Source organism: Staphylospora marina, assembly GCF_003856495.1.
Lineage (GTDB): Bacteria > Bacillota > Bacilli > Thermoactinomycetales > Thermoactinomycetaceae > Staphylospora > Staphylospora marina.
Genome location: NZ_CP034118.1, coordinates 1,912,625 through 1,936,630, shown reverse-complemented (window position 1 = coordinate 1,936,630; position 24,006 = coordinate 1,912,625). Strand labels below are relative to the sequence as shown.

Here is a 24,006-nt window from a genome sequence, read left to right as displayed (position 1 = left end):
TGTCAGGCAGGGGCTGTGCACGCCGAAACGGTTGCTGGACACAAAAGCGGACGATGTTGATGAGGATTCCAACTCTAAAAATGTCTGATCACCATCAAAAATAAACAGGGATCAAATGCCATGAAAGACAGGTATCATTATTTAAAACTTCTGAAAGAAAGAAACGTCCGGTTATTGTGGTACAGTACGACTTCCAATTTGTTGGGGGACCAGTTGCATGAAATAGCGTTGCTTTGGCTGGTCTTGCAAATGTCAGGGTCAGGGAATCATGTTGCGTTGGTCATGCTGGCGTCTCGAACGCCTTTGTTCATCGTCGGTCTCATGGGAGGTGTATATTCAGATCGTTGGAATAAAATTCGGACCATCACGATTGTGAATACCATTTGTTCAGTGTTGGTGTTGACTGCACCCGTCCTGTATATCTTCAACATGTTGACGGTTCCTTCCCTGGTTTCATTGGCTGCGGTGATCGGTATAGCGAGGTGTTTTGGTTTTCCTGCTTATTCGGGCTTGATTCCGGATTTTGTGGAAAAAAATCGTCTTCAAGGATTGAATGGCCTTCTCGACACAACCAAGCGGGTGGCACGAAGCATGGGACCTGCATGGGGAGGAACTCTGACAAAGATAGTTCCGGTTGCGGTTCTTTTTGTTATCGATGCTCTGAGTTATCTTTTGTCCGCTGTTTTTGTCAAAGCCGCAAAACCCATCCATGTTGAACCGGCTGAAGAAACAACGAAAACGTCGAAAAAATCTTTTGCGGAAGACCTATTCGAAGTATGGCAATACATAAAAAAAGAAAAATCCCTTGGACTGACCATGATCGGTTTTGGCCTCTATAATGTTGCCTACGCTTTGGGATATTGGATTGGAATTCCTTCTCTTTCAAAAATGCTTGGAAACAGCCCTTCCGCGTACAGTTACTTGATCGCTTCTTTTGGATTGGGGGGGCTGATTGCCAATCTGACCATTGGTAAATGGAAAATGACCAATAAATCGGTGGTCGTATGCATCGGTTTTGCCATTGTGGGCTCGGGTTTTGTAATTCTGGGAACCGCATCAAATATGTATTGGGCATATGCCTTTGGTTTCTGTTGTGCTTTTGGGCTGCCATTGATGGATATAGCCATGCCGGCAAAGATTCAGGAAGATACCAAGAGGGAGATGATCGGCAGGGTGTTCAGTTTATGGAGAACTCTGGCCGAAGCGGGGCTAACGACCGGTTTGCTTTTGGGATCTTTTTTAAACCTTGCAAATCATCCTCGTGTTGTATTCATATCAGCGGGAATCTATGCCATATGTGTAGCACTGGTTTTTATGGGATTGTTGAAGTTGCGAACAAAAACGCCAGAAACTTCGACGGAGAGAAATGTACAATAAAAAATGAATAGGCATACATGGAAGTGACTCCCTGCTGCCGATGGGCCCCCTGGCGGAACAAGTGCCGGCAGGGGCTTCCGGCGGCTCACGGGGAATCACTGACTACTGTAGCCGTTTTCCCCGGCTGCCGGGGAGGGGGGAAGGGAGCTCTCACGATTGCGTCGAAGGAGCGCTTCTCGACAGCCACCAACCGGCGAGGAGAAGGAGAATGCTGACGGCGTCAAAAGCCAGATCGTAGGGAAGCGGATCGGGGGTGTGTTCCTGGACGTGGTGGATTTGCAGGATGTGGTGATTGACGATGCCCTCCACCAGGTTGAACAGGCCTCCGCCGACCAGAAAACCTCCCCAGAAGCTGCGGTCGTCTCCGGGCGTGCGGCTTTTCCACAGGATGAGGGTTCCGGTGAACAGCACGGCAGTGACGGCCAGATGAAACAGTCCGTCACTGACGATCTGGTTGTGGCGGGTGGTGTCCATGTACACGCTGTGCCATTGCAGAATCTGGTGAAAGATGATGCCGTCCAGCATGCCGATCATGCCGATTCCGAACAGGAACGCTCCCCAAAACGTACGGTTTCGTTTCATGAGATCCTCAAGCTCCTTGTGCCGGGATTGTTTCCAAGATCCAGTATGGACGGAAACCGTGAGCCTCAGACCCGGAAGAATGGACATTTCGGCATCGGGATCGCCAACGTGATCAGCCGGTTATGCTCATCGTCTTGAACGGAAATGACCCGGGCGGCCCGGTTCCTTCCGGAACCGATTCAGCCACCGTTTCCGCCCGGAGTCAAAGGTGAAAGAGGAGCGGGAGGGCAGAACATGACGAGGAATCAGTGGATGGTGCTCGGAGGAATTCTTGCGGCTCTGGTGATGTTCAACCTGTATGGGTGGTGGTTGGGAGAGTCGTTTTGGGAACATTCCCAACCCCCTGAGTGGACAAGAATGGTGGACTATTGGGGATGGATGAGCATCGGGAGCCGATTTCTCCTGTTCGTGATCGGCCTCGGTGGAATCGTCCGGCTTGCTGAGAAGCGCTTGTCCCGCTTCCTGTTTCAATCCGCGATGATCGTTTTGACACTCTTCTTGTTGCAGTTTGCGATGGTTTCTTTGTTGTTGCCTGACGTACCGGTCTTTCTGAACAACGGGGAAAAGCAGGTTTCATGGGATGAAGTGAAGAGCGGGACTCTCTTGTTGTTCAACATCGGATGGATGGCGGCAGGATGGGTTGCGGTGTGGATGGTGTACGCGTTTCAGCGATGGAAACGACCATCCCGTCTTCTCCGGGCATGAATCCGGGATCGGGAGCGCAACTTCTTGAAAAGCATCCAATCGTTTGAATAACCGGCCACCGGGCGGGAAGATCATGGATGAAGGAATGATCTTCCGCGCGCAAGGGGCCGGTTTTTTTGGCCACGGAAAGGACGATGGATCAACGATGAAAGATGACATCCGCAAGCGAAAAGAGGATCACATCAAGATCGTGCTGACCCGGGACGTGGTCGGGAAACACGTGACCACCGGATTGGAGAGGTACCGGTTTCTCCACAACGCTCTCCCGGAAATTTCTTTTGACGACGTTTCGCTGGCATGGCGGTTCGGGCCCACCGGTCAGCCGCTGAAAGCGCCGTTTCTGATCAGTTCGATGACCGGGGGATCCACCGGCGGGGAAAGGGTGAACCGCAATTTGGCGATGGCGGCGCAGGAGCGGGGATGGGCGATGGGGCTGGGGTCGCTCCGGGTGGCTTTGGAACGGCCGGAGAGCCGGGAGTCGTTTCGGGTGAGGAAATGGGCACCGAAGATTCCGCTGTTGGCCAATTTGGGATTGGTGCAGTTGAACTCCGGGTTCGGGGTGGAGGATTGTCGGAGGGCGGTGGAAATGGTGGAAGCGGACGCCCTGGTGTTTCATCTGAACAGCTTGCAGGAAGTGTTTCAACCCGGCGGAGACACGGATTTCCGCGGATTGCTGAAAAAATTGGAAGCGGTGTGCCGTGCAATGACCGTTCCGGTCGGCGTGAAAGAGGTGGGCATGGGCATCGACGGAAGATTGGCCCGGAAACTGGTCGATGCCGGCGTCTCTTTCATCGATGTGGCCGGAGCCGGAGGCACGTCCTGGATCCGGGTGGAGAAATACCGGCAGGGGGACTCTTTGCTGTCGGCGGCGGCCGATGCCTTTGACGGCTGGGGCATTCCGACCGCGGAATCGGTGAAAAGCGTGCGGAGACAAGCCCCCGGCACCTTCCTGATCGCCAGCGGAGGCTTGGGAACCGGAGTGGATGCCGCCAAAACGCTGGCTCTGGGGGCGGATCTGGCCGGGTTTGCCAGAACGCTTTTGGGTCCTGCGCGGAGCGGGGGCCCGGAGGCGGTCATGAACCGGATGAAGCAGATTGAGCTCGAATGTCGGATCGCCATGTTCGGCATCGGGGTGAAAACGGTGGAGCAGCTGAAAAATTCGGATCGCTTGGTCAATGTGGATGAATCCGGGTCGCAACCGCCGTTCTGACGGGGAAGCCGAGGCGTTTGCCGACCGGGGAATCGCCGGGTCCGTCCGCGGCGGTGGATTCCTGGTAGACCGCGGCAGGAATCCCTCTTTCGCCGGCAAAAATGTTCATCTGTATGATTGAGGGAACCGGAGGGACAGGCATGTACAAGCAATTTCCCGCAATGGCTTTCCGGGAAGAAAGCGAAGATCCCCGCTTCAGGGAGCTTCTCGACATGCTGCTTGAACAACGGCGCACGAATCCGGAACGGGTCCGGAGGCTTGTGGAAGCGTGTCTGGGTGAAGAGATGGGCGAGCGATACGGACTGAGCTGGTCAGGCAAGCAAAAAGCGCTCAGGGAAGGACTTCAGCCGCCGACCGGGAGATTGGTGCCTGTGTCTGAAAAATCGGTCCGGCCGGAGCGGACGGAAAACCGGATCATCGAGGGGGACAATCTGGAAGTGCTCAAACTGTTGGAGCCGGAGCTTTCGGGGCAGGTGAAGATGATTTACATCGATCCCCCGTACAACACCGGTCATCGGTATATTTACAAGGATTCCTGGCGGGAGCGGGGAAGCCGGGGACGGCACGCCCGCGAAACGGATGGAGCGGATGCGGTCGACCGCCGGCATGCCGGGTGGCTGAACATGATGTATCCCCGGCTCATCCTGGCGAGCCGGTTGCTCAGACCGGACGGGATGATCTTCGTCAGCATCGATGACCATGAAGTGCACAGGCTCCGCCTGTTGATGGATGAAGTGTTCGGAGAAGAACGGTTCCTGGCAACGATCATCTGGCAAAAGGTGTACAGCCCCCGCATGGATGCCCGGGGGTTCAGTGCCGATCACGATTACATCCTGGTCTACGGAGGCCCGGAAGCCCGGGTGAACCGGCTTCCGTTCCGGCAAAACCGGTCCCAGTTCGGCAAGGTGGATGATGCCGGCCGCCCTTACCGGCGGCGCTCCCTGCGAAAAGAAGGGAGTCATTCCCTGAGAAGCGATGCTCCGGGATTCTTTTTTCCGCTCACGGCGCCGGACGGGACCAAGGTTTGGCCGGTCAAACCGGACGGAACGGAAGGGTGCTGGCGGTGGACCAGGGAGAAATACGAGCGGGAGCTGGCGGCAGGCAATGTGGAATGGGTGAAGGGGGAGAAGGGATGGCAACCATATGCGAAACAGTACATGAATCCCGATGCGACGCGTCCGCCCACCACCATCTGGATGCATCGGGAAGCGGGACACAATCATGAAGCCAGCGAAGAACTGGCCGAACTGCTCGGGCCGCGGGTGTTTGACAGTCCGAAACCGGTGAGACTCATCCGCCGGATGCTCCAAATCGCCACCACCGGCGAAGATGACTTGGTATTGGATTTTTTTGCCGGTTCGGGCACGACCGCTCAGGCAGTGCTCGAACAAAATCTGGAAGACGGAGGCAAGCGCCGGTTCATTCTCGTTCAACTTCCCGAACCGACCGGTTTGGATCCGTTTCCGACGATTTCCGATCTCACGGCGGAGAGGGTGCGTCGGGTGATCCGCAGGATGGAGGAGCAAGGGATCGGGGAGGAACCAGGATTCCGGTTTGAAAGATGGTGCGGCGATGCTCCGTAAGGGCGGCGATCAGCGCTCTCAATTGAACGGCAAGCAAGAGAGGACCCATCCGAAATCCGGTTCCGATTGAGGTTTCACCGGTTGCTTTTTTTGCGGCCGGTGATCTTTCTTTATCGTCGAAACAAATTTTTTCATGTTGATCCATTCATTGATTCAAATATGTTGATTTTTGATGGGTTCGATCGTTGTCGGGTCAAAAATTTGAAAACATATACACGAATTCCATGATCTTAAAATCTTGGTTTGCTGGTTTTCGTTGGTATTGAAAGAAATTTTTTCGATCATAGGGAGGAACAAATAAAATCATAGAGAATAACAAAAACAGAGGTGCGAATATTTCGTTAATGCAGTAAATTAAAAAATTTTCCAATCCGTTTCACTCACGGTGATCCATCCAACCCCGCTCCTTTTTCTTCATCATCTTTTCCTCCTGTCGCACCCTTGAACATTCCGGATCCTCCGCACCTTTTTCCCTGTCTGTCATTCACCGGAGAAGGAGGCTGATCCATTTTGGACTCTGTCCGTTCCGTGAAGACCTGGGTTCAGCTTCTTCGAACACAAGCTGACCGGTTTCCGGATCAAGTGGCCTACACGTTCTTGCGGGACGGAGAATCGGACAAGTTCGTTTGGACGAAAGAGGAATTGGACCGGAAGTCACGAGCGCTCGCAGCACTTCTTCAGGACGGTTTTGCCCCCGGCACCCGGGTGATGTTGCTGTTTCCGCAAAGCCTGGAAATGATTCAGGCGTTTTCCGCCTGTCTGTATGCCGGCATGGTGGCGGTTCCGTGCAATGTTCCGGCGGCTCCACGGGCGCGGCTCAGCTCCCCGCTCGAGAGATTTGTCACGATTGCCCGTGACTGCGGAGCCAAAGTGGTGCTGACCCATTCGGAACTGCTCGACAAACTCGAAGGGCGCTGGCAAAAGTTTGACTTGCCGGATCACCTCGCCTGGCTTGCCGTGGACCGGATCGACGAGTCATCCGCGGACGCCTGGACCGAACCGGACATCGACCGGAACACGCTGGCGTTTTTGCAGTATACTTCCGGCTCCACCTCCCTGCCCAAGGGAGTCATGGTGAGCCACGGAAATTTGCTGGCCAACGCGGAGATGATGCGTCAACGGCTCGATATTCCGCAAGGTGCCGGAATCGTCAGCTGGTTGCCTTTTTATCATGACATGGGTCTGATCGGGAAAATTCTCATGTCCCAATATGTCGGCGGCAGCTGTACGCTGATGGCTCCGGAACATTTCGTGCAAAAACCGCTGAGGTGGTTGAAGGCGATCACGGAGACGGAAGCGGAATCGATTTTCAGTGCGGGTCCGAACTTCGCGTACGACCGCTGCGCGCGGAATCTGACGGATGAAGAATGTGAAGGGCTGGACCTGTCCCGTTGGTACCGGGCGATCAACGGTTCCGAGTCCGTTCATGCCGAGACGCTCGAGCGGTTTGCGCGGCGTTTTGAGCCGTACGGATTCCGGCGGGAAGCATTGACCCCGGCCTACGGCTTGGCGGAATCGACGCTGATGGTGTCCGCCAACACCTCTCCGCGGATCGCGATTGAGGTGAAAGGAGATCGCTTCGAGGCGGGATCGGTGGAACGGGCCTCCGAAAGCGACGATCGACGTCTGTCCGTGGTCAATTGCGGCGAGATCGTGAAAGATTGCCGGGTGGCCATCGTCGATCCCGACACCCTCGAAGAGTTGCCGGAAGGAAAAGTCGGCGAAATCTGGGTGGCGGGAGAACACGTCGCCTTGGGCTACTGGGGCAATGAGGAAGCCACGGAGGAAACGTTCGGGGCCCGCCTGGCCGGCACCGGGGAGGGACCGTTCCTGCGCACCGGAGATCTCGGCTTCCTGCATGAGGGAGAGCTGTATGTCACCGGCCGGATCAAGGATTTGATCATTCTTGCCGGACGCAATCTGTATCCGCAGGACATCGAATGGACCGCGGGGGCGGCCCATCCGGAACTGCTTCCGGGATTGGCGGCGGCGTTTTCCGTCCTCATCGACGGTCAGGAGCGCCTGGTGTTGGTTCAGGCTGCTCGTCCGCGCAAGACCGGAAATTACGACGATATCATCCGTGCGGTGCGCCGCGCCGTGGCGGAAGAACATGAGGCGGAGATTCATTGCGTCGTGTTGGTGCGCCGATCCGACATCCGGCTCACGACCAGCGGGAAGATCCAGCGGCGGGCATGTCGAAAGGCGTTTTTGAACGGAGAACTCTCGCCGCTCGCGGTCAGCGTGCTGAAAAATGACCGGCGGGAACAGCTCGACCGGAATGCGTTGCTCAAACTGCCCGTCACGCTGCGAAAGACCGTGCTGGAGGATCATCTGCGCCGGATGGTTGCCGACATGTTGGACATCGACCCGCGTTCGTTCGGGGTGGACGTTCCGCTCACTTCTCTCGGCATGGGATCGCTCAGCACGATGAATTTGTACGGCAGAATGGAGAAGCAGTTTGACGTGAAGTTGCCGATGGTTGAGACGATCCGGGATGTCGCCGGGGCCGTGCTGCGGCAGTTGGAAAGCGCTCCCAACCGTTTGCCCGAAGTGAAGCCGGATCCGGCGAACCGACACGAACCGTTCCCGCTGACGGACATCCAATATGCCTATTATGTCGGGCGCAGCGGGGCTTTCGCGCTCGGGAACGTTTCCACGCATGCCTACTACGAGGTGGAAGCCGCCGGGCTCGACGTGAAACGGCTGAATGACGTTTTCCGGCACTTGATTCAAAAGCACGAGATGTTGCGCGCCGTCATTCTCCCCGACGGGCGGCAGCGGATTTTGGAGGAAGTGCCGCCGTACGAGATCCGGGTGACCGATGTGTCCGACCGGTCCCCGGAGGAAGTAAAGGCGCACATCCGCAAGGTCCGGGAACGGTTGTCACATGAAGTTCGTCCCGCGGATGAGTGGCCGCTGTTCGAAGTGTGTGCCACCCGGATGCCGGGGGATCGGATCCGGTTGCATTTCAGCTTCGATTTGCTGATCGGGGACGTTTGGAGTTTCCGTCTGCTGCTCGGGGAGTGGATGGATCTCTACGAAGGCAAGAGCACGAAGTCCGATGCACCCGGGGTCTCTTTCCGGGATTATGTCCTCACGCTGGAAGAGGTCCGGGAGACCGACATCTGGAAGGAATCGCGCGATTACTGGACGGCCCGTCTGAACGACATTCCGGCCGCACCGGAACTTCCGCTCAAAACGTCACCGGAGACCATTCGCCGGCCCCGTTTCCGTCGTCACAACGGACGGATGTCCGCCGACCGCTGGAACTGGGTGAAAGAGCGGGCCAAAGAGGCGGGCGTCACGCCGAGCAACGTGTTGCTGACGGCATATGCGCACGTGCTGGGGGCCTGGAGCAAAAGTCAGCGGTTCACGTTGAATGTGACGCTGTTCAACCGGCATCCGCTGCATCCGGAAGTGGACCGGATCTTCGGGGATTTCACCTCCGTCAACCTGCTCGAAGTGGACCTGACCCGACCGTCACCGTTTGAAGCGGCGGCGAAGCGGATGCAGCAACAACTGTGGAAAGACCTGGATCACAGTTGGTTCAGCGGGGTGGACGTGCTGCGCGAGCTCGGCAGAATTCGCCCCGGCATCATGATGCCCGTCGTGTTCACCAGCGCACTGGCGCAGCTGAAAGGAGAAACGTCCGATCTGCCGCTGAAAAGATTCGGGGACGTCGTGTACGGGGTGTCCCAGACGCCGCAGGTATGGATCGACCACCAGGTGTACGAAGTCGACGGGGATCTTGTGTACCACTGGGACGTGGTGGAAGGACTGTTCCCGGACGGCATGGTGGAAGACATGTTTTCCGCGTATCGCCGGTTTTTGGAGACGCTTTCGGACGGAGAAACGGCTTGGGGAGCTTCCCGGTTTGAATGGTTGCCGGACAGACAGGCCGAGGTGCGCCGGGCGGTCAACGACACGGCGGTTCCGGTTCCCGACAAACTGATTCATCAGCCGTTCATCGAGCGCGCATGCCTCCATCCCGACCGGACGGCCGTCGCGGCGGGGGACGTGAGCCTGTCTTACGGAGAGCTGTTTCGCCGGGCCAACCGGCTGGGGCGCAAGCTTCGGGAACTGGGAGCGCGACCCGGCGAACTGGTCGGAGTGGCGGTGCGCAAAGGATGGGAGCAGGCCGTGGCCGTGTTGGGAGTGCTTCAGTCCGGAGCGGCATACCTTCCGGTGGATCCCGACCTGCCCGAAGAGCGGCAGCGGTATCTCCTGCAACACGGACAGGCGCGGCTGGTGATCACCCGAAACGGAGAACCGCTTCCGGCAGCGGGGGATTCGGTGAAAACCGTGGCGGCGACGCTCGGAGGATGGGAAGGTCCTGCCGGGGATCCGCCGGAACCCGTCGCATCGCCGGACGATCTGGCATACGTGATTTACACGTCGGGTTCGACCGGAACCCCCAAAGGCGTGGCCATCACTCACCGGTCCGCGCTCAACACGATCCTGGACATCAACAGGCGTTACGGCGTGTCGGAAAACGACGCGGTGCTGGCTTTGTCCTCGCTCAGTTTCGACCTTTCGGTGTACGATCTGTTCGGGCTGCTTGCAGCCGGAGGCAAAGTGGTGATGCCGGAGGCGGGAGCGGGTCGCGATCCCGGAGAGTGGTTGCGGCTGGTCCGGGAGCATCGGGTGACGGTGTGGAACACGGTGCCCGCCCTGATGGAAATGCTCACCGAACATGCCGCTTCGGGACGGGAGAACATCCCGCTTCGGATCGTGATGATGAGCGGTGACTGGATTCCGGTGAACCTGCCGGACCGCATCCGGGCCGTGACGGACGGAAGCGCAAAGATTTACGGCTTGGGCGGGGCGACGGAAGCATCGATCTGGTCGATCCATTACCCGATCGGTGAAGTGGATCCGTCATGGGAAAGCATCCCGTACGGAAAGCCGCTCGGAAACCAGACGTTCCATGTGCTCAACGAGCGGTTGGAGCCGTGTCCGGATTGGGTTCCCGGCCAGCTTTACATCGGCGGGACCGGTCTTGCCAGGGAGTATTGGCGCGATCCGGACAAGACGGAAGCCGGCTTTGTCCGTCATCCGTTCACCGGCGAACGGTTGTACCGGACGGGGGATTTGGGACGGTACCTGCCTGACGGTAACATTGAATTCCTGGGCCGCGAAGACTTTCAGGTGAAGATTCGCGGATTCCGCATCGAGCTCGGGGAAATCGAGGCGGCGCTCACCCGCCATCCCGACGTGAAAGCGGCGGTGGCCGTGGCGGCCGGCGAGCGGAATCGCAAGCGGCTGACGGCGTTTGTCGTGCAAAAGCGGGACGGGGGACGGGAAGAGGAAGAGCTCCGGCTCGATGAGGCGCGGGAGTTGTTCTCCGAAGAAGAGCTGGCCGGTGCGGTGCTCAATCCGGTGGAACGCTTTGAATTCCAGATGCGTCGCAAGGGGCTCCGCACGGATTTGAACGGGGAAGCGGTTCCGTTTCCGGAAACGATTTCGGAAACCCCTCTGGACGAAGTTCTCGCTCTCCGGACCAGCCGACGAACGTTCGGGCGGGAGGAATTGTCCGCCGAATCGCTCGGCTCGCTGCTCAAATTGCTTGCCGCCCGGGAGACGGAAGGCGGTTACAAGTACCATTACGGATCGGCACAGGCTCTTTACCCGGTGCAGACGTATGTCTGGGTGGCACCCGGACGGATCCGGGATGTCGCACCGGGGACATACTGGTACGACCCCCGCGGCCACCGGTTGGTGTCGATCCATCCGGATGCCCGCATCACGGAGGAACTGCATTTCCGTTACAACCACAAGATGCTCTCGGAAGCCGCGTTCGCCCTGTTCTTCATCGGCAAGATGGATGCGATCCGCCCGCTGTACGGACGGAAAGCGCGCGACCTCAGCCTGATTGAGGCGGGATTGATGGCCCAGCTGATCGAACTGGCAGCTCCCTTGCAGGGCATCGGCGTGTGCCAGATCGGCGCGATTCGCAACGGTCATCGGTTGAAGGAACTGTTCCGCCTGGACGATGACCACGAGTTTCTGCACAGCATGATGGGAGGGCCGCTCTCCGAAGCGTCTTCCGGGCCGCCCGGAGGCAAGCGGCTCGGCAGGATGTCCTTCGAAAAGGAATTGCAGGAGTTTCTGACAGGGCAGTTGCCGGAGTACATGGTGCCGCAAACGATCATCCGGCTGGAAGCGCTGCCGCTGAGCCCCACCGGCAAAGTGGACCGGAAGCAGTTGACGAGGCTTGCGGAAAAGGCCCGGCAGACTCCCCGCACGTACACCGCGCCGCGAAATGAAACGGAGCAAGTGATCGCCCATGTCCTGGAAGAGCTCCTCGGGGTCGGAAAAGTGGGCATTCACGACAACTTTTTCGATCTCGGTGCCGACTCGGTGACGGTTGCCAGGGCACACAGCCGGATTCAGGCCAAGCTGGGCATGGATTTTCCGCTGATCTCCCTGTTCCACTATCCCAACATCTCTCTTCTGGCGGCGCATCTCTCCGGTCAGACGGATCGGGATGAAGCGCTCAGGAAGGGAAGCGACCGTGCCCGTCTCAAACGGGAAGCCCGCGGAAGACTCGGAGCGAAAAGGAATCGCAGAGGAGGGAACGGACAGGATGACGGCAAGTGAGGAAAAGCACTTCAGTCCGAACGACATCGCCATCATCGGGATGGCGGGCCGGTTTCCCGGCGCCAAAAACCTGGAGGAGTACTGGAACAACCTGAAAAACGGCGTCGAATCTGTCACCTTTTTCTCCGAGGAAGAACTGCTTTCGGAGAACATCCCCGCCGATGTTCTCCGAAACCCCCACTATGTGAAAGCGTCTCCGGTGATGGAGGACATCGATCGGTTTGACGCGGCGTTCTTCGGCTACAACCCGCGGGAAGCTTCGCTGCTGGATCCCCAGCAGCGGGTTTTCCTGGAGCTTGCCTGGGAAGCGCTGGAGAAAGCGGGATACGATCCCGGGACATTCGACGGCCTGATCGGCGTGTACGCAGGCGCGGGCATGCCGGAATACTTCCTGAACAACCTGCTGGCCGGACGGGGGCTTCCGCGCAGCGCACAGGGATTTGACATTCTGATCAACAGCGACAAGGATTACTTGTCCACCCGCGTCGCCTACAAGCTGAATCTGACGGGACCGGGCGTCAACGTGCAAACGGCATGCTCCACCTCCCTGGTCGCCGTTCATCTGGCCTGCCAGGCACTGATCGCCTACGACTGTGACATGGCCCTTGCCGGCGGGGTGTCGATCCGGGTTCCGCAAAAGAGCGGGTATTTGTGGCAGGACGGCACCATGTTCTCGCCCGACGGACATTGCCGCCCCTTCGACGCCGATGCCAAGGGAACCATTTTCGGCAGCGGAGCCGGCATCGTGGTGCTGAGACGGCTGGAAGACGCCATGGCCGCCGGTGACCGCATTGAAGCGGTGATCAAGGCCTCCGCCGTCAACAATGACGGCTCCTGGAAGGTCGGCTACACGGCTCCGAGCGTGGAAGGCCAAACCCAGGTGTTGGTCACGGCCCTGGAAATGGCCGACATCGATCCGGAATCGGTCGGTGTCATCGAGGCGCACGGCACCGGAACGGCTCTCGGGGATCCGATCGAGATCGAGGCGCTCACCCGGGCCTACGGCTCCCGCACCGACAGGAAAGGATATTGCGCCGTCAGCTCGGTGAAGGGAAACATCGGCCATCTGGAGGCGGCGGCCGGCGTGGCCGGACTGATCAAAGCCGTGTTGCAGGTCAAGCACGGGTTGATCGTTCCGAACATCAATTTCACCAAGCCCAATCCGGCCATTGACTTTGAAAACACGCCCTTTTACGTCAACACGGAACTGAAGGAATGGCCGAAAGGGAACGGGCCGAGACGGGCGGCGGTCAGCTCGTTCGGAATCGGAGGGACCAACGCCCACGTGATTCTCGAACAAGCCCCGGAGGTGAAACCGGTGAAGGGCGGAAATGACGCACAGCTGATCGTCCTGTCCGCCAAGACGCCGTCCGCGCTGGAGCAGGCCACCACGCTTTTGGCAGACCATCTCGCCGCTCATCCGGAGCAGCGGCTTGCCGATGTCGCACACACGCTGCAGACCGGACGGCAAGCGTTCCGGCATCGCCGGATCGTGGTGGCGGAACGTCCGGAGGATGCGGCCGAGGCCCTGCGGAGCAAAGATCCCCGGCGCGTGCTCTCTTTCACCGCCGACCGCGAGCGCGACGTGGTGTTTCTCTTCCCGGGACAGGGGTCCCAGTATCCGGGCATGACCCGCGAACTGTACGAGAGCGAGCCCGTGTTCCGCAACCGGGTGGATGCGTGTGCAGACCTTCTGAAACCCCACATGGGCGTGGATTTGCGCGAGCTCTTGTACCCGGAAGATCCCGGTTCGGAGGATGCGGCGGAGCATCTGAAGGCCACGGCGGTGGCTCAGCCCGCCCTGTTCACGGTCTCCTGGGCGTTGGCCGGACTGCTTGAAAGTTGGGGAATCCGTCCCAAAGCGATGCTCGGACACAGCATCGGGGAATATGCGGCCGCTTGTCTGGCGGGGGTGCTGTCCCTGGAAGACGCTTTGCGGTTGGTGGCCATCCGAGGTCGGCTGATGAACGGGTTGCCGTCCGGTTCGATGCTTTCCGTGGCGTTGCCGGAATCGGAAGTGAAATCTCTGCTCACGGCCGATCTGTCCGTCGCGGCCGTCAATGCGCCGGACCTGTGCGTGGTTTCCGGAACGCATGAAGCCGTCGACCGGCTGGAAAAACACCTGCGGGAGAAAGGGGTCGCCTGCCGCAGGCTGCACACCTCACACGCGTTCCACTCGGCCATGATGGATCCCGTTTTGGAAGACTTCCGCCAAGCCGTCCGGGGGGTGACGCTGCATCCGCCGAACACGCCGTATGTGTCCAACGTGACCGGCACGTGGATCACGGCCGAACAGGCGACCGATCCGGATTACTGGGTGACCCATCTGCGCGAGACGGTCCGTTTCGGGGACGGCGTGGCCGCCATTGCGGAAAGCGGCCCCTCCATCCTTCTGGAAGTGGGACCGGGACAGACGCTCGGCACCTTGGCCCGCCAATGCCTCGGCACCGGCAGCGGACACGTGATCCTGCAAACGGTGCGACATCCGCAGGACGGCATGTCGGACGTTCGTTTTCTGCTCACCGCGGCCGGACGTCTGTGGATGGCCGGCGGAAGCCTGGACTGGAAAGGGCTGCATCGGGGAGAACCCCGTTTCCGCGTCGAATTGCCCTCCTATCCGTTTGAGCGTCGCCGTTATTGGATCGAGCCGCAAGGCGTGCAAACCGGCCCGATGGATTTCACGGCGTCCGAAGAGACGGACGCGGAGGCGGAAGCGGCAGCTTCCGGTGAATTTGTCCTCAGCGCTCACCATCCGCGCCCGCCGCTGGCCAGTGAATTCGTGGCCCCCCGGGATGAACGGGAACGTTTGGTGGCGGAAATCTGGCAGGATTTCCTCGGGGTTGCTCCGGTGGGGGTGCATGACAATTTCTTCGAGCTGGGCGGACACTCGCTGCTGGCAGCCCAGGTGTTGGGCAAGGTGTCGGAACGTCTGGGCAAACAGATCCCGCTCAGCGTGCTGATGGAGAATCCGACCATCGCCGGCCTCATGGAAAACATGGAGAACATCGGCGAACAGGAGTCGGACAGCCTGGAAGCCTCCCTGCCCGAGCTCGTTCCGGAACCGGACAAGCTGCATGAACCGTTCCCGCTCAGGGAGATGCAGCAGGCACAGTGGATCGGCCGTCTCGGCGGTTTCAACGTCAGTGACGTGGCCGCGCACGTGTATTTCGAAATCGACAGTGATCACATCGATTTGGATCGTCTGAACGCGGCCTGGCAAAAAGTGATGGAACGGCATCCCATGCTCCGGACCGTCATTTTGCCCGATGGCCGTCAGCAGATTCTCGACCGTCCGCCGCGTTACGAGATCCGGGTGACGGACATCCGCCAAGAGTCGCCGGAGGAAAAGGAAAGGCACCTCAAGGAAGTGCGGGACCGTCTGTCCCACATCGTCCGGCCGGTCGATCAGTGGCCGCTGTTTGAGATTTGCGCCACCCGGATCGATGACCGGAAGGTGCGTCTGCATCTGAGTTTCGAGCTGATCATCACCGACATCGGTTCAATCCGGATTCTGCTGCGCGACTGGCACCGCTGTTACAAGGGGAAAGAAGAACTGTTCGAGGCGCTGCCGTTCACCTTCCGCGATTATGTGTTGGCCGAGCAGGCGATCCGCGACACTCCCGTGTATCAACGATCGCTGGAGTACTGGCAGGAACGGGTGAAAACGCTGCCGCCGGCGCCTGATCTGCCGATGAAGACTCACCCCGAGACGATCGGAAAGCCCACCTTCTCCCGCATCGGGGATCGGCTCAGCCCGGAGGCATGGGAGCGACTCAAACAGAAAGCGGCCCGCTGTGGCGTCACTCCGTCCGCCGTGTTGACCGCCGCCTACTCGCAGGTGTTGGCCGCCTGGAGCAAAAACCAGCACTTTTCGCTGAACTTGACGGTGATCAACCGGATGCCGTTCCATCCCCAGGTGAGAAACATGGTGGGCGAGTTCGGCACCTTCAACCTGTTGGAAGTGAATGCCGCCGATCCGAAGCCGTTCGAAGACTTCGTGCGTGACGTGCAGAAGCAGATCTGGCGCGATCTGGAACACAGGGCCGTCAGCGGGGTGCGCGTGCTGCGCGAGCTGGCCCGGGTGCAAGGCGGTACCAGCGGCGCCGTCATGCCGGTCGTCTTCACCAGCACCATCGTGCAGGACACCGAACCGGACGATGTGCTGTTCGACTGGCTGGGGGACGTGACCTACATGATTTCCCAGACACCGCAAGTCTGGCTGGATCATGCGGTCATCGAAACGCGCAGAGGTCTGGAACTCAGCTGGGTGGTGCTGGACGGACTGTTTCCGGACGGCATGGTGGAAGACATGTTCAGCGCGTATTGCCGCTTCCTGAACGCCTTGGCGGACGGCGAAGACACGTGGAAGTCGTCTCGGTTCGATTGGCTCCCCGAACGTCAGCGCCGGATCCGCGAACAGGTGAACGCCACCGAGGGGCCGGTTCCCGACGCTCTCCTCCAAGAGCCGTTCCTGAAGCAGGCGGCTCGAAAACCTGATCATCCCGCCGTCATTTCCGCTTCAGGCACCGTGACCTACGGGGAGTTGTTGCGCCGGGCCAACCGAATCGGCCGCCAACTGCGCGGGCTGGGCGCCCGACCGAACCACTTGGTGGGAATCGCCGTCCGCAAGGGATGGGAGCAGGTGGCTGCCGTGCTCGGGGTGTTGCAGTCCGGGGCCGCCTATCTGCCGATTGATCCGGATCTGCCGGAGGAGCGTCAACGCTACTTGATCGAACACGGCCAGGTGAAATGGTTGATCACCCTGGACGGAGAGCCGCTGCCGGCAGCCGGCGACGGAGTTCACACGCTCGCCGCGGCATCGGACGGTTGGGAGGGACCGGAAGGAGAACCCTTGGAGCCGGTCGCCCGTCCGGACGATCTCGCCTATGTCATCTACACTTCCGGGTCGACGGGTCTGCCCAAAGGCGTGGCGATCACCCACCGGGCCGCCCTGAACACGATCCTGGACATCAACGAACGGTTCGGCGTGGGAGAAGAAGATGCCGTACTTGCCCTGTCCTCGCTGAGCTTTGACTTGTCGGTGTACGATGTGTTCGGTCTGCTGGCCGCCGGCGGAACGATTGTCATGCCGGAGTCGGGAGCCGGTCGCGATCCTGCCCGCTGGATCCAGTTGATCCGCGAGCATCGGGTGACGGTGTGGAACACGGTGCCCGCCCTGATGGAAATGTTGGCGGAGCATGCCCTGGGCCAGGGGGAAACCGGTTTGCCGCTGAAAGTGGTCATGATGAGCGGCGATTGGATCCCCGTCCAGCTGCCGGATCGCATCCGGTCCATGGCGGACGGTGCCCGCATCTGGAGCCTGGGTGGAGCGACGGAGGCCTCGATCTGGTCGATCCACTACCCGATCACCGAAGTCAAACGGGAGTGGGAGAGCATCCCGTACGGCGTGCCGCTGCGCAACCAAACCTTCCACGTGTTGAACGAGCGGATGGATCCGTCCCCCGAATGGGTACCGGGTCAGCTCTACATCGGCGGCGTCGGATTGGCGCAAGAATATTGGCGCGACCAGGAAAAAACCGATGCCGGCTTCATTCGCCATCCGGTGACCGGGGAGCGGCTGTATCGCACGGGAGATCTCGGACGCTACCTGCCGGACGGAAACATCGAATTCCTGGGTCGCGAAGATTTTCAGGTGAAAATCCGCGGTTTCCGCATCGAGCTGGGAGAAATCGAGGCCGCGATCACCGGTGATCCGGGCGTGCGCACCGCCGTGGTGGCCGCCGTGGGCACGGATCGCAGCCATCTGCGCCTCGCCGCGTTCGTGGTGCCGGAAGAGCCGTTTGATCAGCCGGACGGGGAAGAGGCGAGCGAATGGCTGGACAGATTGAAACAGCATGTGGCAGAGAACATTCCGTCCTACATGGTTCCGGTCCAATGGCTGATCCTGGACCAGCTGCCGCTTTCATCAAACGGCAAGGTGGATCGCAAAGCCTTGAACCGGCTGGCCATGGCGGACAGCCAGGGAGGTGGCGAAGCGGCCGGTGAAACGGCCGACGAACTGGCCATTGAAATCGCGTCCGTGGTGGCGGATGTGCTGGGGACGGAACATGTGGGGCTGCATCAGAACTTCTTCGAAATGGGCGGAGATTCGATCATGGCCATCCAGATCATCTCCCGACTCAACGCCCGCGGCATCGAGGTGACGCCGCAGGATGTGTTCGCCCATCAAACCATTGCCGAGTTGTCCCGCGTCGTGCGCAAAAAGGAACCGATGGCCGCTTCCGGTCAAACCGTTCCGGTTCCGGCCGAACAGGTCGCCTGGATCGAAGCCGGACCGGCCGCCGTGGGACAGCTGGTGCTGGACGTGCCGGAAGATTTTGATTCCGCCGTTGCCGAACGGGCCTTGGCCGTCCTGCTTCGTCACCATGACGCCCTGCGTCTCAGGGTCTTCAGGGATGAGAAGGGCTGGATGATGTCGGTGGCAGATCCGGACGACTTCGAGCCGTACATTCCGCTGATTGATCTCAGCGCCTTTTCGGAAGGGGAGCGGGAAGCCGCCCTGGATGAAATGCTGGAGGAGATGCGGAAGGAAATGGACCTCACCCGCGGCCCGCTGCTCAGCACCGCACTGTTCGACCTCGGAGACGGCATTCGCAAATGGGTGTGGCACCTGCACCGTTTGGCGGCGGACACCACTTCGTGGTCCATCCTTCTCCGGGATGTTTCCGGACTGTACGAACAGTTGCGGACGGGAGCGGACGGATGGCTGGCCAAACCGGCCGTGGAGTGGGGCGAATGGATGAAACGGTTGGCGGAACGCCAGGAAGAATCAGCTGACCGGGAGATCAAGGGAGAGCTCATTGCCGGGCAAAGCGAAACGGCACCCATGGCTGTATCCGCGGAAGGGATGACGGCTCGCGGCGTTCGCATCCACGTGCGGTTGAGCCGGGAAGAAACGGAGCCATTGCTCGGTGAAGCGGCGGCCGTGCACCGGGTGTCCGTCACCGAGTTGACAACGGCCGCGCTCACGAGGGCCTGGAAGCGTCTGACCGGTGATTCGCGATTCCTGTTCGGACTGGAGCGGGAGCGGCGCGGAGACCGCGAAGCAGCGCAGCGGCTGCGCAAAACGGTGGGCGGTTTTTCCGGAACCGTGTCCATGAAGCTGGAAGTGGTCGATCAATCGGCCGGAGCTTGGCTGGCCCATGTCAAGGACCAGGTGCGCGGCGAAGGGGAAGATGCACCTGCCCGCGTGCGGATTCTTCGCCCGCTGATGCTGGATGATTGGCGGGAAGAAGCTCCGCTGTTCGGCATCGACGCCCGACACACGATGCCGGGATCCGGCCCGATGGAACCCGCATGGCTGGAGATTGTTCCGGTGGTGGCGAATGATGAGCTTCGGTTCGTCTTCCTCGCGGACGGTGCGCACTACACGGAAGAAGCGGTCCGCCGGATGGCCGACGCGATGCTTGCCGAACTGCGGGAGCTGGCCGCGGATGAACCGTCGGTCGAAACGGCGCTGAGTCCGGAGGATTTCGCGGATGCGGGACTGGACCGGGAAGAGTTGCTTCAATTCCTGCAAATGCTGAACGGAGGCGATGAACAGTGAAAAACATCGAGGATATTTATGAACTGTCTCCCATTCAGCAAGGCTTCCTGTTTCATCTGATGTACGCTCCCCGTTCCGGCGTGTACGTGGAACAGTTGAACTTCACTTTCCAAGGGGAAATGAACATCGAAGACTTCCATGCCGCCTGGCGGAAAGTGGTGGCCCGTCACCCGATCCTGCGCACGGCCATTCATGCCAAGGAGCTGGAGAAGCCGCTGCAGGTGGTGCATCGCCGGGTGGACGTTCCGCTGGAAGTGTGGGATTGGACGCATCTGTCTTCCAAAGAGCGGGAGCGCCGCTATGCGGCGTTCCTGCTGGAAGACCGGCAGAAGGATTTTGATCTGACCCGGCCGCCGCTGATGCGCCTCACCTTGATTCGCTTTGATGAAGAGACGTGGCGTTTCGCCTGGCGATTCCCCCACATCGCCATGGACGGATGGTCGTTCGGCGTTGCCATTTCCGAGTTTCTCACCCTGTACAAAGCGCTCCGACAAGGGAAAACCCCGGTCCTGCCGACCGCCCGCCCGTATCGCGATTACGTGGCGTGGTGGAAACGGGCGAAGCCGGAAAGGCACGAAACGTTTTGGCGTGATTACCTGAAAGGGTATGAGCCTCCCGAACCGCTCATGCTCGGGGAGCCCGATTCCGAAGCGCAAGTGACCCACGCTTTTGAGGAAATCCACCTTCGGGATCTGGCCGAACCCTTGCATCGTTTCATCCGCGAAGGACGCCTGACCATGAACACCATGATCCAAGCGGCATGGATGGTGGTGCTGGGGCGGTACCTGGGAACCGACGACGTGGTGGCGGGATCCACCATGGCCCATCAACCGGTCGATCTGCTGGATCTGGGCAGTGAAACGATGATGGGGCCGATGCTGATCACCTTGCCGGTGCGCACCCGTCTGGATCCCGAGCGCAAGGTGCTGGAGTGGTTGCAGTCATTCCAGGCGGAGCAAGCCGCCGTCCGCGAACACGGAGGCATTCCGCTGGACAAGATCCAGGAATGGAGCGAGACGTCCCTGGTCAGCCGCCTGTTTGAGAGCACGGTGGCCTTCGAGAACGTTCCCATCCCCGAATACTCTCTGGACGAAGTGGGGCTTTCTCTGCTGGAGGCTTGGTATGACGGCCGGCCGCATTATCCGCTCACCCTGATCGCCTTGCCCGGCGACTACATGCCGCTGCGCCTGGTGTACGACAGGCGCAGGTTCGATCAAGAAGCGGCCCGTCGGTTTCTGAACAACGTGCGCACGGTGCTGGAGGCATTCACCCGCCATCCGGACGGGCGACTTTCCGACATCGAGGTGCTCACCGCGGAGGAAAAGGCGTTTCTGGCAAAGCGAAACAAGCGGGAACATGTCCCCGTCGACCGGCCGCTGCATGAACTGTTCCGTGAACAGGCGTCCCGTACCCCGGACCGCATCGCCGTCGAGCATGACGACCGGAGCTGGACCTACCGGGAGCTGGACGAGCTGACCAACCGGATCGCCCGCCGTCTGAAGCGATCGGGCGTGAAAACGGAAGACCGGGTGGCACTGCTGGTGGATCGCTCCATTCACACCGTTTCCGGAATTCTCGGCATTTTGAAAGCCGGGGCCGCATATGTTCCTTTGGATCCCATGTATCCGCCGGAGCGCATCCGACTGATTCTGGAAGACGCGGGAGCTTCGGTGCTCCTCGCCGAGGGCGATTTGGCCGAACGTGTGGCGTTTGACGGACAGGTGCTCAGACTGGATGCGGAAGAGGAGTGGATCGGTGAAGAGGGTTCTCCGGTTGAAAGCTCCGTGAAACCGGAACACCTGGCGTACGTGATTTACACGTCCGGAACGACGGGCCGGCCGAAGGGGACGCTGGTCACCCACGAAAACGTGGCCCGTCTGGTGATCGGTGCCCGCAAGCACTTTGAGTTCACCGAAGAAGACGTCTGGCCGCTGTTCCATTCGTTTGCCTTCGATGTGTCGGTGTGGGAAATGTGGGGGGCCTTCCTGCACGGCGGCAAGCTGGTGATCGTTCCGTGGTGGACCTGCCGCGATCCGGAGGCGTTCTACCGCCTTCTGCTGGAGAAGAACGTCACCGTGCTGAATCAAACCCCGTCGGCTTTCCTGCAGCTGATTCCCGTGGACAACACCCATCCGCGGGCATCCGATCTCAAGCTGCGTTACGTGGTGTTCGCCGGGGAACGGCTGGACATCCCCAGCCTGAAACCGTGGATCGACCGGCACGGGGACGAGCGACCGCAATTGATCAACATGTACGGCATCACCGAGATCACCGTGCACGCCACGTTCCGCCGCGTGACGAAGGCGGATTTGGATCGCGGCGGTCGCAGCCTGATCGGCATTCCGCTCCCCGATCTGTCCATCTATCTGTTGGATGAACGGCAAAGACCCGTTCCCGTCGGCGCTCCGGGCGAGATTTGTGTCGCGGGTGCCGGTGTGGCTCGGGGATACCTGAACCGGCCCGAATTGACGGAGGCCCGCTTCGTTCCCGATCCGTTCTCGGACGAGCCGGGAGCGATGATGTACCGCTCCGGCGATCTGGCCCGTTACCTGCCCGACGGAGACATGGAATTCCTGGGGCGGATGGACGATCAGGTGAAAATCCGCGGCTTCCGGGTGGAACCGGGCGAAATCGCCTCAGTGCTGCGGGATCATCCGGCGATCAAGGGAGCGGCGGTGATCGTCCGGGAAGACACGCCGGGCGACAAGCGGCTGGTGGCCTACTACGTGCCGTCACGGCCGGTGGAAGTGTCCGAGCTGCGCGATGCGCTCCGCAGACACCTGCCGGAGTACATGGTGCCCGTCGCTTGGGTGGAGTTGGAGGAGATTCCGCTCACCGTCAACGGCAAATTGGACAAGCGGGCGCTGCCGAAGCCGGCTGTTTCCGGCGACGACAGCACCTACGTGGCGCCGAGGACGGAGACCGAGAAGGCGCTCTGCGGCCTGTTCGGTGAAATGCTCCGGCTGAAACGGGTGGGCGTGCGCGATCATCTGCTCGACCTGGGATTGCATTCGCTGCTGGCCGCACGGGCGGTGGCCCGCATCCGGCAGGCGATGAAAAAAGAGCTTCCGTTGCCGAAGCTGTTTGAATCGCCCACCGTGGAAGCGTTGGCCGCCTGGTTGGACAGCGGGGAAACGGGACGTACCGCGGCGTCGCCCGATGTGCTGATGCGGGATGCCGTGCTGGACGGGCACATTCGTCCGGAGGCGCCCGCCGAATGGACGGAGCATCCGCGCAAAGTGCTGTTGACCGGCGGGACCGGATTTTTGGGCGGATACCTCCTCGAACAGCTCCTTCGTCTGACCGATGCCGAGGTGTATTGTCTGGTCCGGGCGAAAGATGAAGAAGAGGGCAAGCGAAAACTCACGGCCAATCTGCAGGCATCCGGCGTGTGGGAGGAGGCGTTCGGGTCACGGATCCTCCCCGTACCCGGAGATCTCGGCAAACCGAAACTGGGACTCACCGATTCCGTGTGGGATCGCCTGTCGGAGGAAATCGACGAGATCTACCACTGCGGAGCCCGTGTCAACTTCCTGCTCCCGTACGAGCAGCTGAAACCGGAAAACGTGGACGGCACGCGGGAAATTCTCCGCTTTGCCTGCGCCGGGAAAACCAAGGTGCTGCATCATGTTTCCACGGTGGGCACCGTCGGCGTCGGCCATGACGAAGCCGTCCGTGAGACGGACCTGATCGAAACGCCTCCGTCCGTTTTGCTCAGCGGCTACGCGGAGAGCAAATGGGTGGCGGAGCGCATGGTGCTTCAGGCCCGGGAACGCGGGTTGCCGGTGGTCATTTACCGCCCCGGCCGCGTCGCCGGTCACAGCGAATCCGGGCTTTGGAAAGCCCGCGACATCGTCGGCCAAATCCTGAAACGCTTTGCCGTCTGGGGACTGATGCCCAAACTGGACCTGACGCTGGATCTCGTCCCGGTCGATTGGGTGAGCGGCGCGCTCGTTCGTTTGTCCCGCAAAAAAGAGAGCCTCGGCAAAGTGTTCCATCTGGCACATCCGAATCCGCCGCACTTTGAGGTGCTCGGAATCGCCGCGCGGGACATGGACGACTCATTCCGCGTCCTGAGCTGGCCCGAGTGGTTGGAAGCGGCGAAGAAGAAGGTGGAACAAGGAAGCGAGGAAGACCGGACCGTTCTGGCCCTGTTTGAGGAATTTATCGATCGCCACCTGACGGGGCATCGGGATCCCGTCTTCGACACCTCGCTCACCACGGAAGGAGTGGGCCGCGAATTCCCGTGTCCCGACATGACGCCGGAGGTGCTGCGCAGATTCATGGTGTCGTTGGCTTCCCGGTGAGCGGGACCGGGGAACGGCAGCGGTCACGGAAATGCCACTCGTACCACCGGCATGATTCACGTGGATCGTGTCCAT

The 24,006-nt window shown here is 60.2% G+C and carries 8 protein-coding genes; 7 read left to right on the top strand and 1 reads right to left on the bottom strand.

From position 1 onward, the window contains the following. The first annotated feature begins 120 nt into the window (after positions 1–120). Entirely contained in the window at positions 121–1,377 is a 1,257-nt protein-coding gene (locus EG886_RS09575; RefSeq protein ID WP_124727931.1) for an MFS transporter, read from the top strand. A gap of 150 nt (positions 1,378–1,527) precedes the next feature. On the opposite strand, the gene EG886_RS09570 is transcribed toward EG886_RS09575, so the two are convergent. After that, positions 1,528–1,959 carry a DUF2243 domain-containing protein gene (locus tag EG886_RS09570; RefSeq protein WP_124727930.1) on the bottom strand — a complete coding sequence of 144 codons (432 nt, stop codon included), beginning with the start codon at positions 1,957–1,959 and terminating at the stop codon, positions 1,528–1,530. Positions 1,960–2,193: 234 nt separating this feature from the next. Between EG886_RS09570 and EG886_RS09565 the strand changes: the two genes are divergently transcribed. The 6 genes from EG886_RS09565 (at position 2,194) to EG886_RS09540 (ending at position 23,931) form a co-directional block, all read left to right on the top strand. Then, positions 2,194–2,664: a hypothetical protein gene (locus EG886_RS09565; protein ID WP_124727929.1), complete on the top strand. Its 471-nt coding sequence runs from the start codon at positions 2,194–2,196 to the stop codon at positions 2,662–2,664. Between the two features lie 145 nt (positions 2,665–2,809). Continuing rightward, positions 2,810–3,874, top strand: a complete 1,065-nt coding sequence (gene fni, locus EG886_RS09560; protein WP_124727928.1) for a type 2 isopentenyl-diphosphate Delta-isomerase — start codon at positions 2,810–2,812, stop codon at positions 3,872–3,874. Between the two features lie 140 nt (positions 3,875–4,014). Then, the gene (locus EG886_RS09555) at positions 4,015–5,457 is read left to right on the top strand and encodes a site-specific DNA-methyltransferase (RefSeq protein ID WP_164491765.1); all 1,443 of its coding nucleotides are present in this window, start codon (positions 4,015–4,017) and stop codon (positions 5,455–5,457) included. Positions 5,458–5,967: 510 nt separating this feature from the next. Then, positions 5,968–12,057 carry a non-ribosomal peptide synthetase gene (locus EG886_RS09550; protein ID WP_124727926.1) on the top strand — a complete coding sequence of 2,030 codons (6,090 nt, stop codon included), beginning with the start codon at positions 5,968–5,970 and terminating at the stop codon, positions 12,055–12,057. After that, the gene (locus tag EG886_RS09545; protein ID WP_124727925.1) at positions 12,044–19,624 is read left to right on the top strand and encodes a non-ribosomal peptide synthetase/type I polyketide synthase; all 7,581 of its coding nucleotides are present in this window, start codon (positions 12,044–12,046) and stop codon (positions 19,622–19,624) included. The genes EG886_RS09550 and EG886_RS09545 overlap by 14 nt, the downstream gene beginning before the upstream one ends. Continuing rightward, positions 19,621–23,931, top strand: a complete 4,311-nt coding sequence (locus tag EG886_RS09540) for a non-ribosomal peptide synthetase family protein (protein ID WP_124727924.1) — start codon at positions 19,621–19,623, stop codon at positions 23,929–23,931. Before EG886_RS09545 ends, EG886_RS09540 begins: the two co-directional genes overlap by 4 nt. Positions 23,932–24,006 lie beyond the last annotated feature (75 nt).

Bases quoted from the DNA above. Each gene is read 5' to 3' on its own strand.
- EG886_RS09545 (WP_124727925.1), top strand. From the start codon at position 12,044: ATGACGGCAAGTGAGGAAAAGCACTTCAGTCCGAACGACATCGCCATC.
- EG886_RS09565 (WP_124727929.1), top strand. From the start codon at position 2,194: ATGACGAGGAATCAGTGGATGGTGCTCGGAGGAATTCTTGCGGCTCTG.
- EG886_RS09555 (WP_164491765.1), top strand. From the start codon at position 4,015: ATGTACAAGCAATTTCCCGCAATGGCTTTCCGGGAAGAAAGCGAAGAT.
- fni (WP_124727928.1), top strand. From the start codon at position 2,810: ATGAAAGATGACATCCGCAAGCGAAAAGAGGATCACATCAAGATCGTG.
- EG886_RS09575 (WP_124727931.1), top strand. From the start codon at position 121: ATGAAAGACAGGTATCATTATTTAAAACTTCTGAAAGAAAGAAACGTC.
- EG886_RS09570 (WP_124727930.1), bottom strand. From the start codon at position 1,959: ATGAAACGAAACCGTACGTTTTGGGGAGCGTTCCTGTTCGGAATCGGC.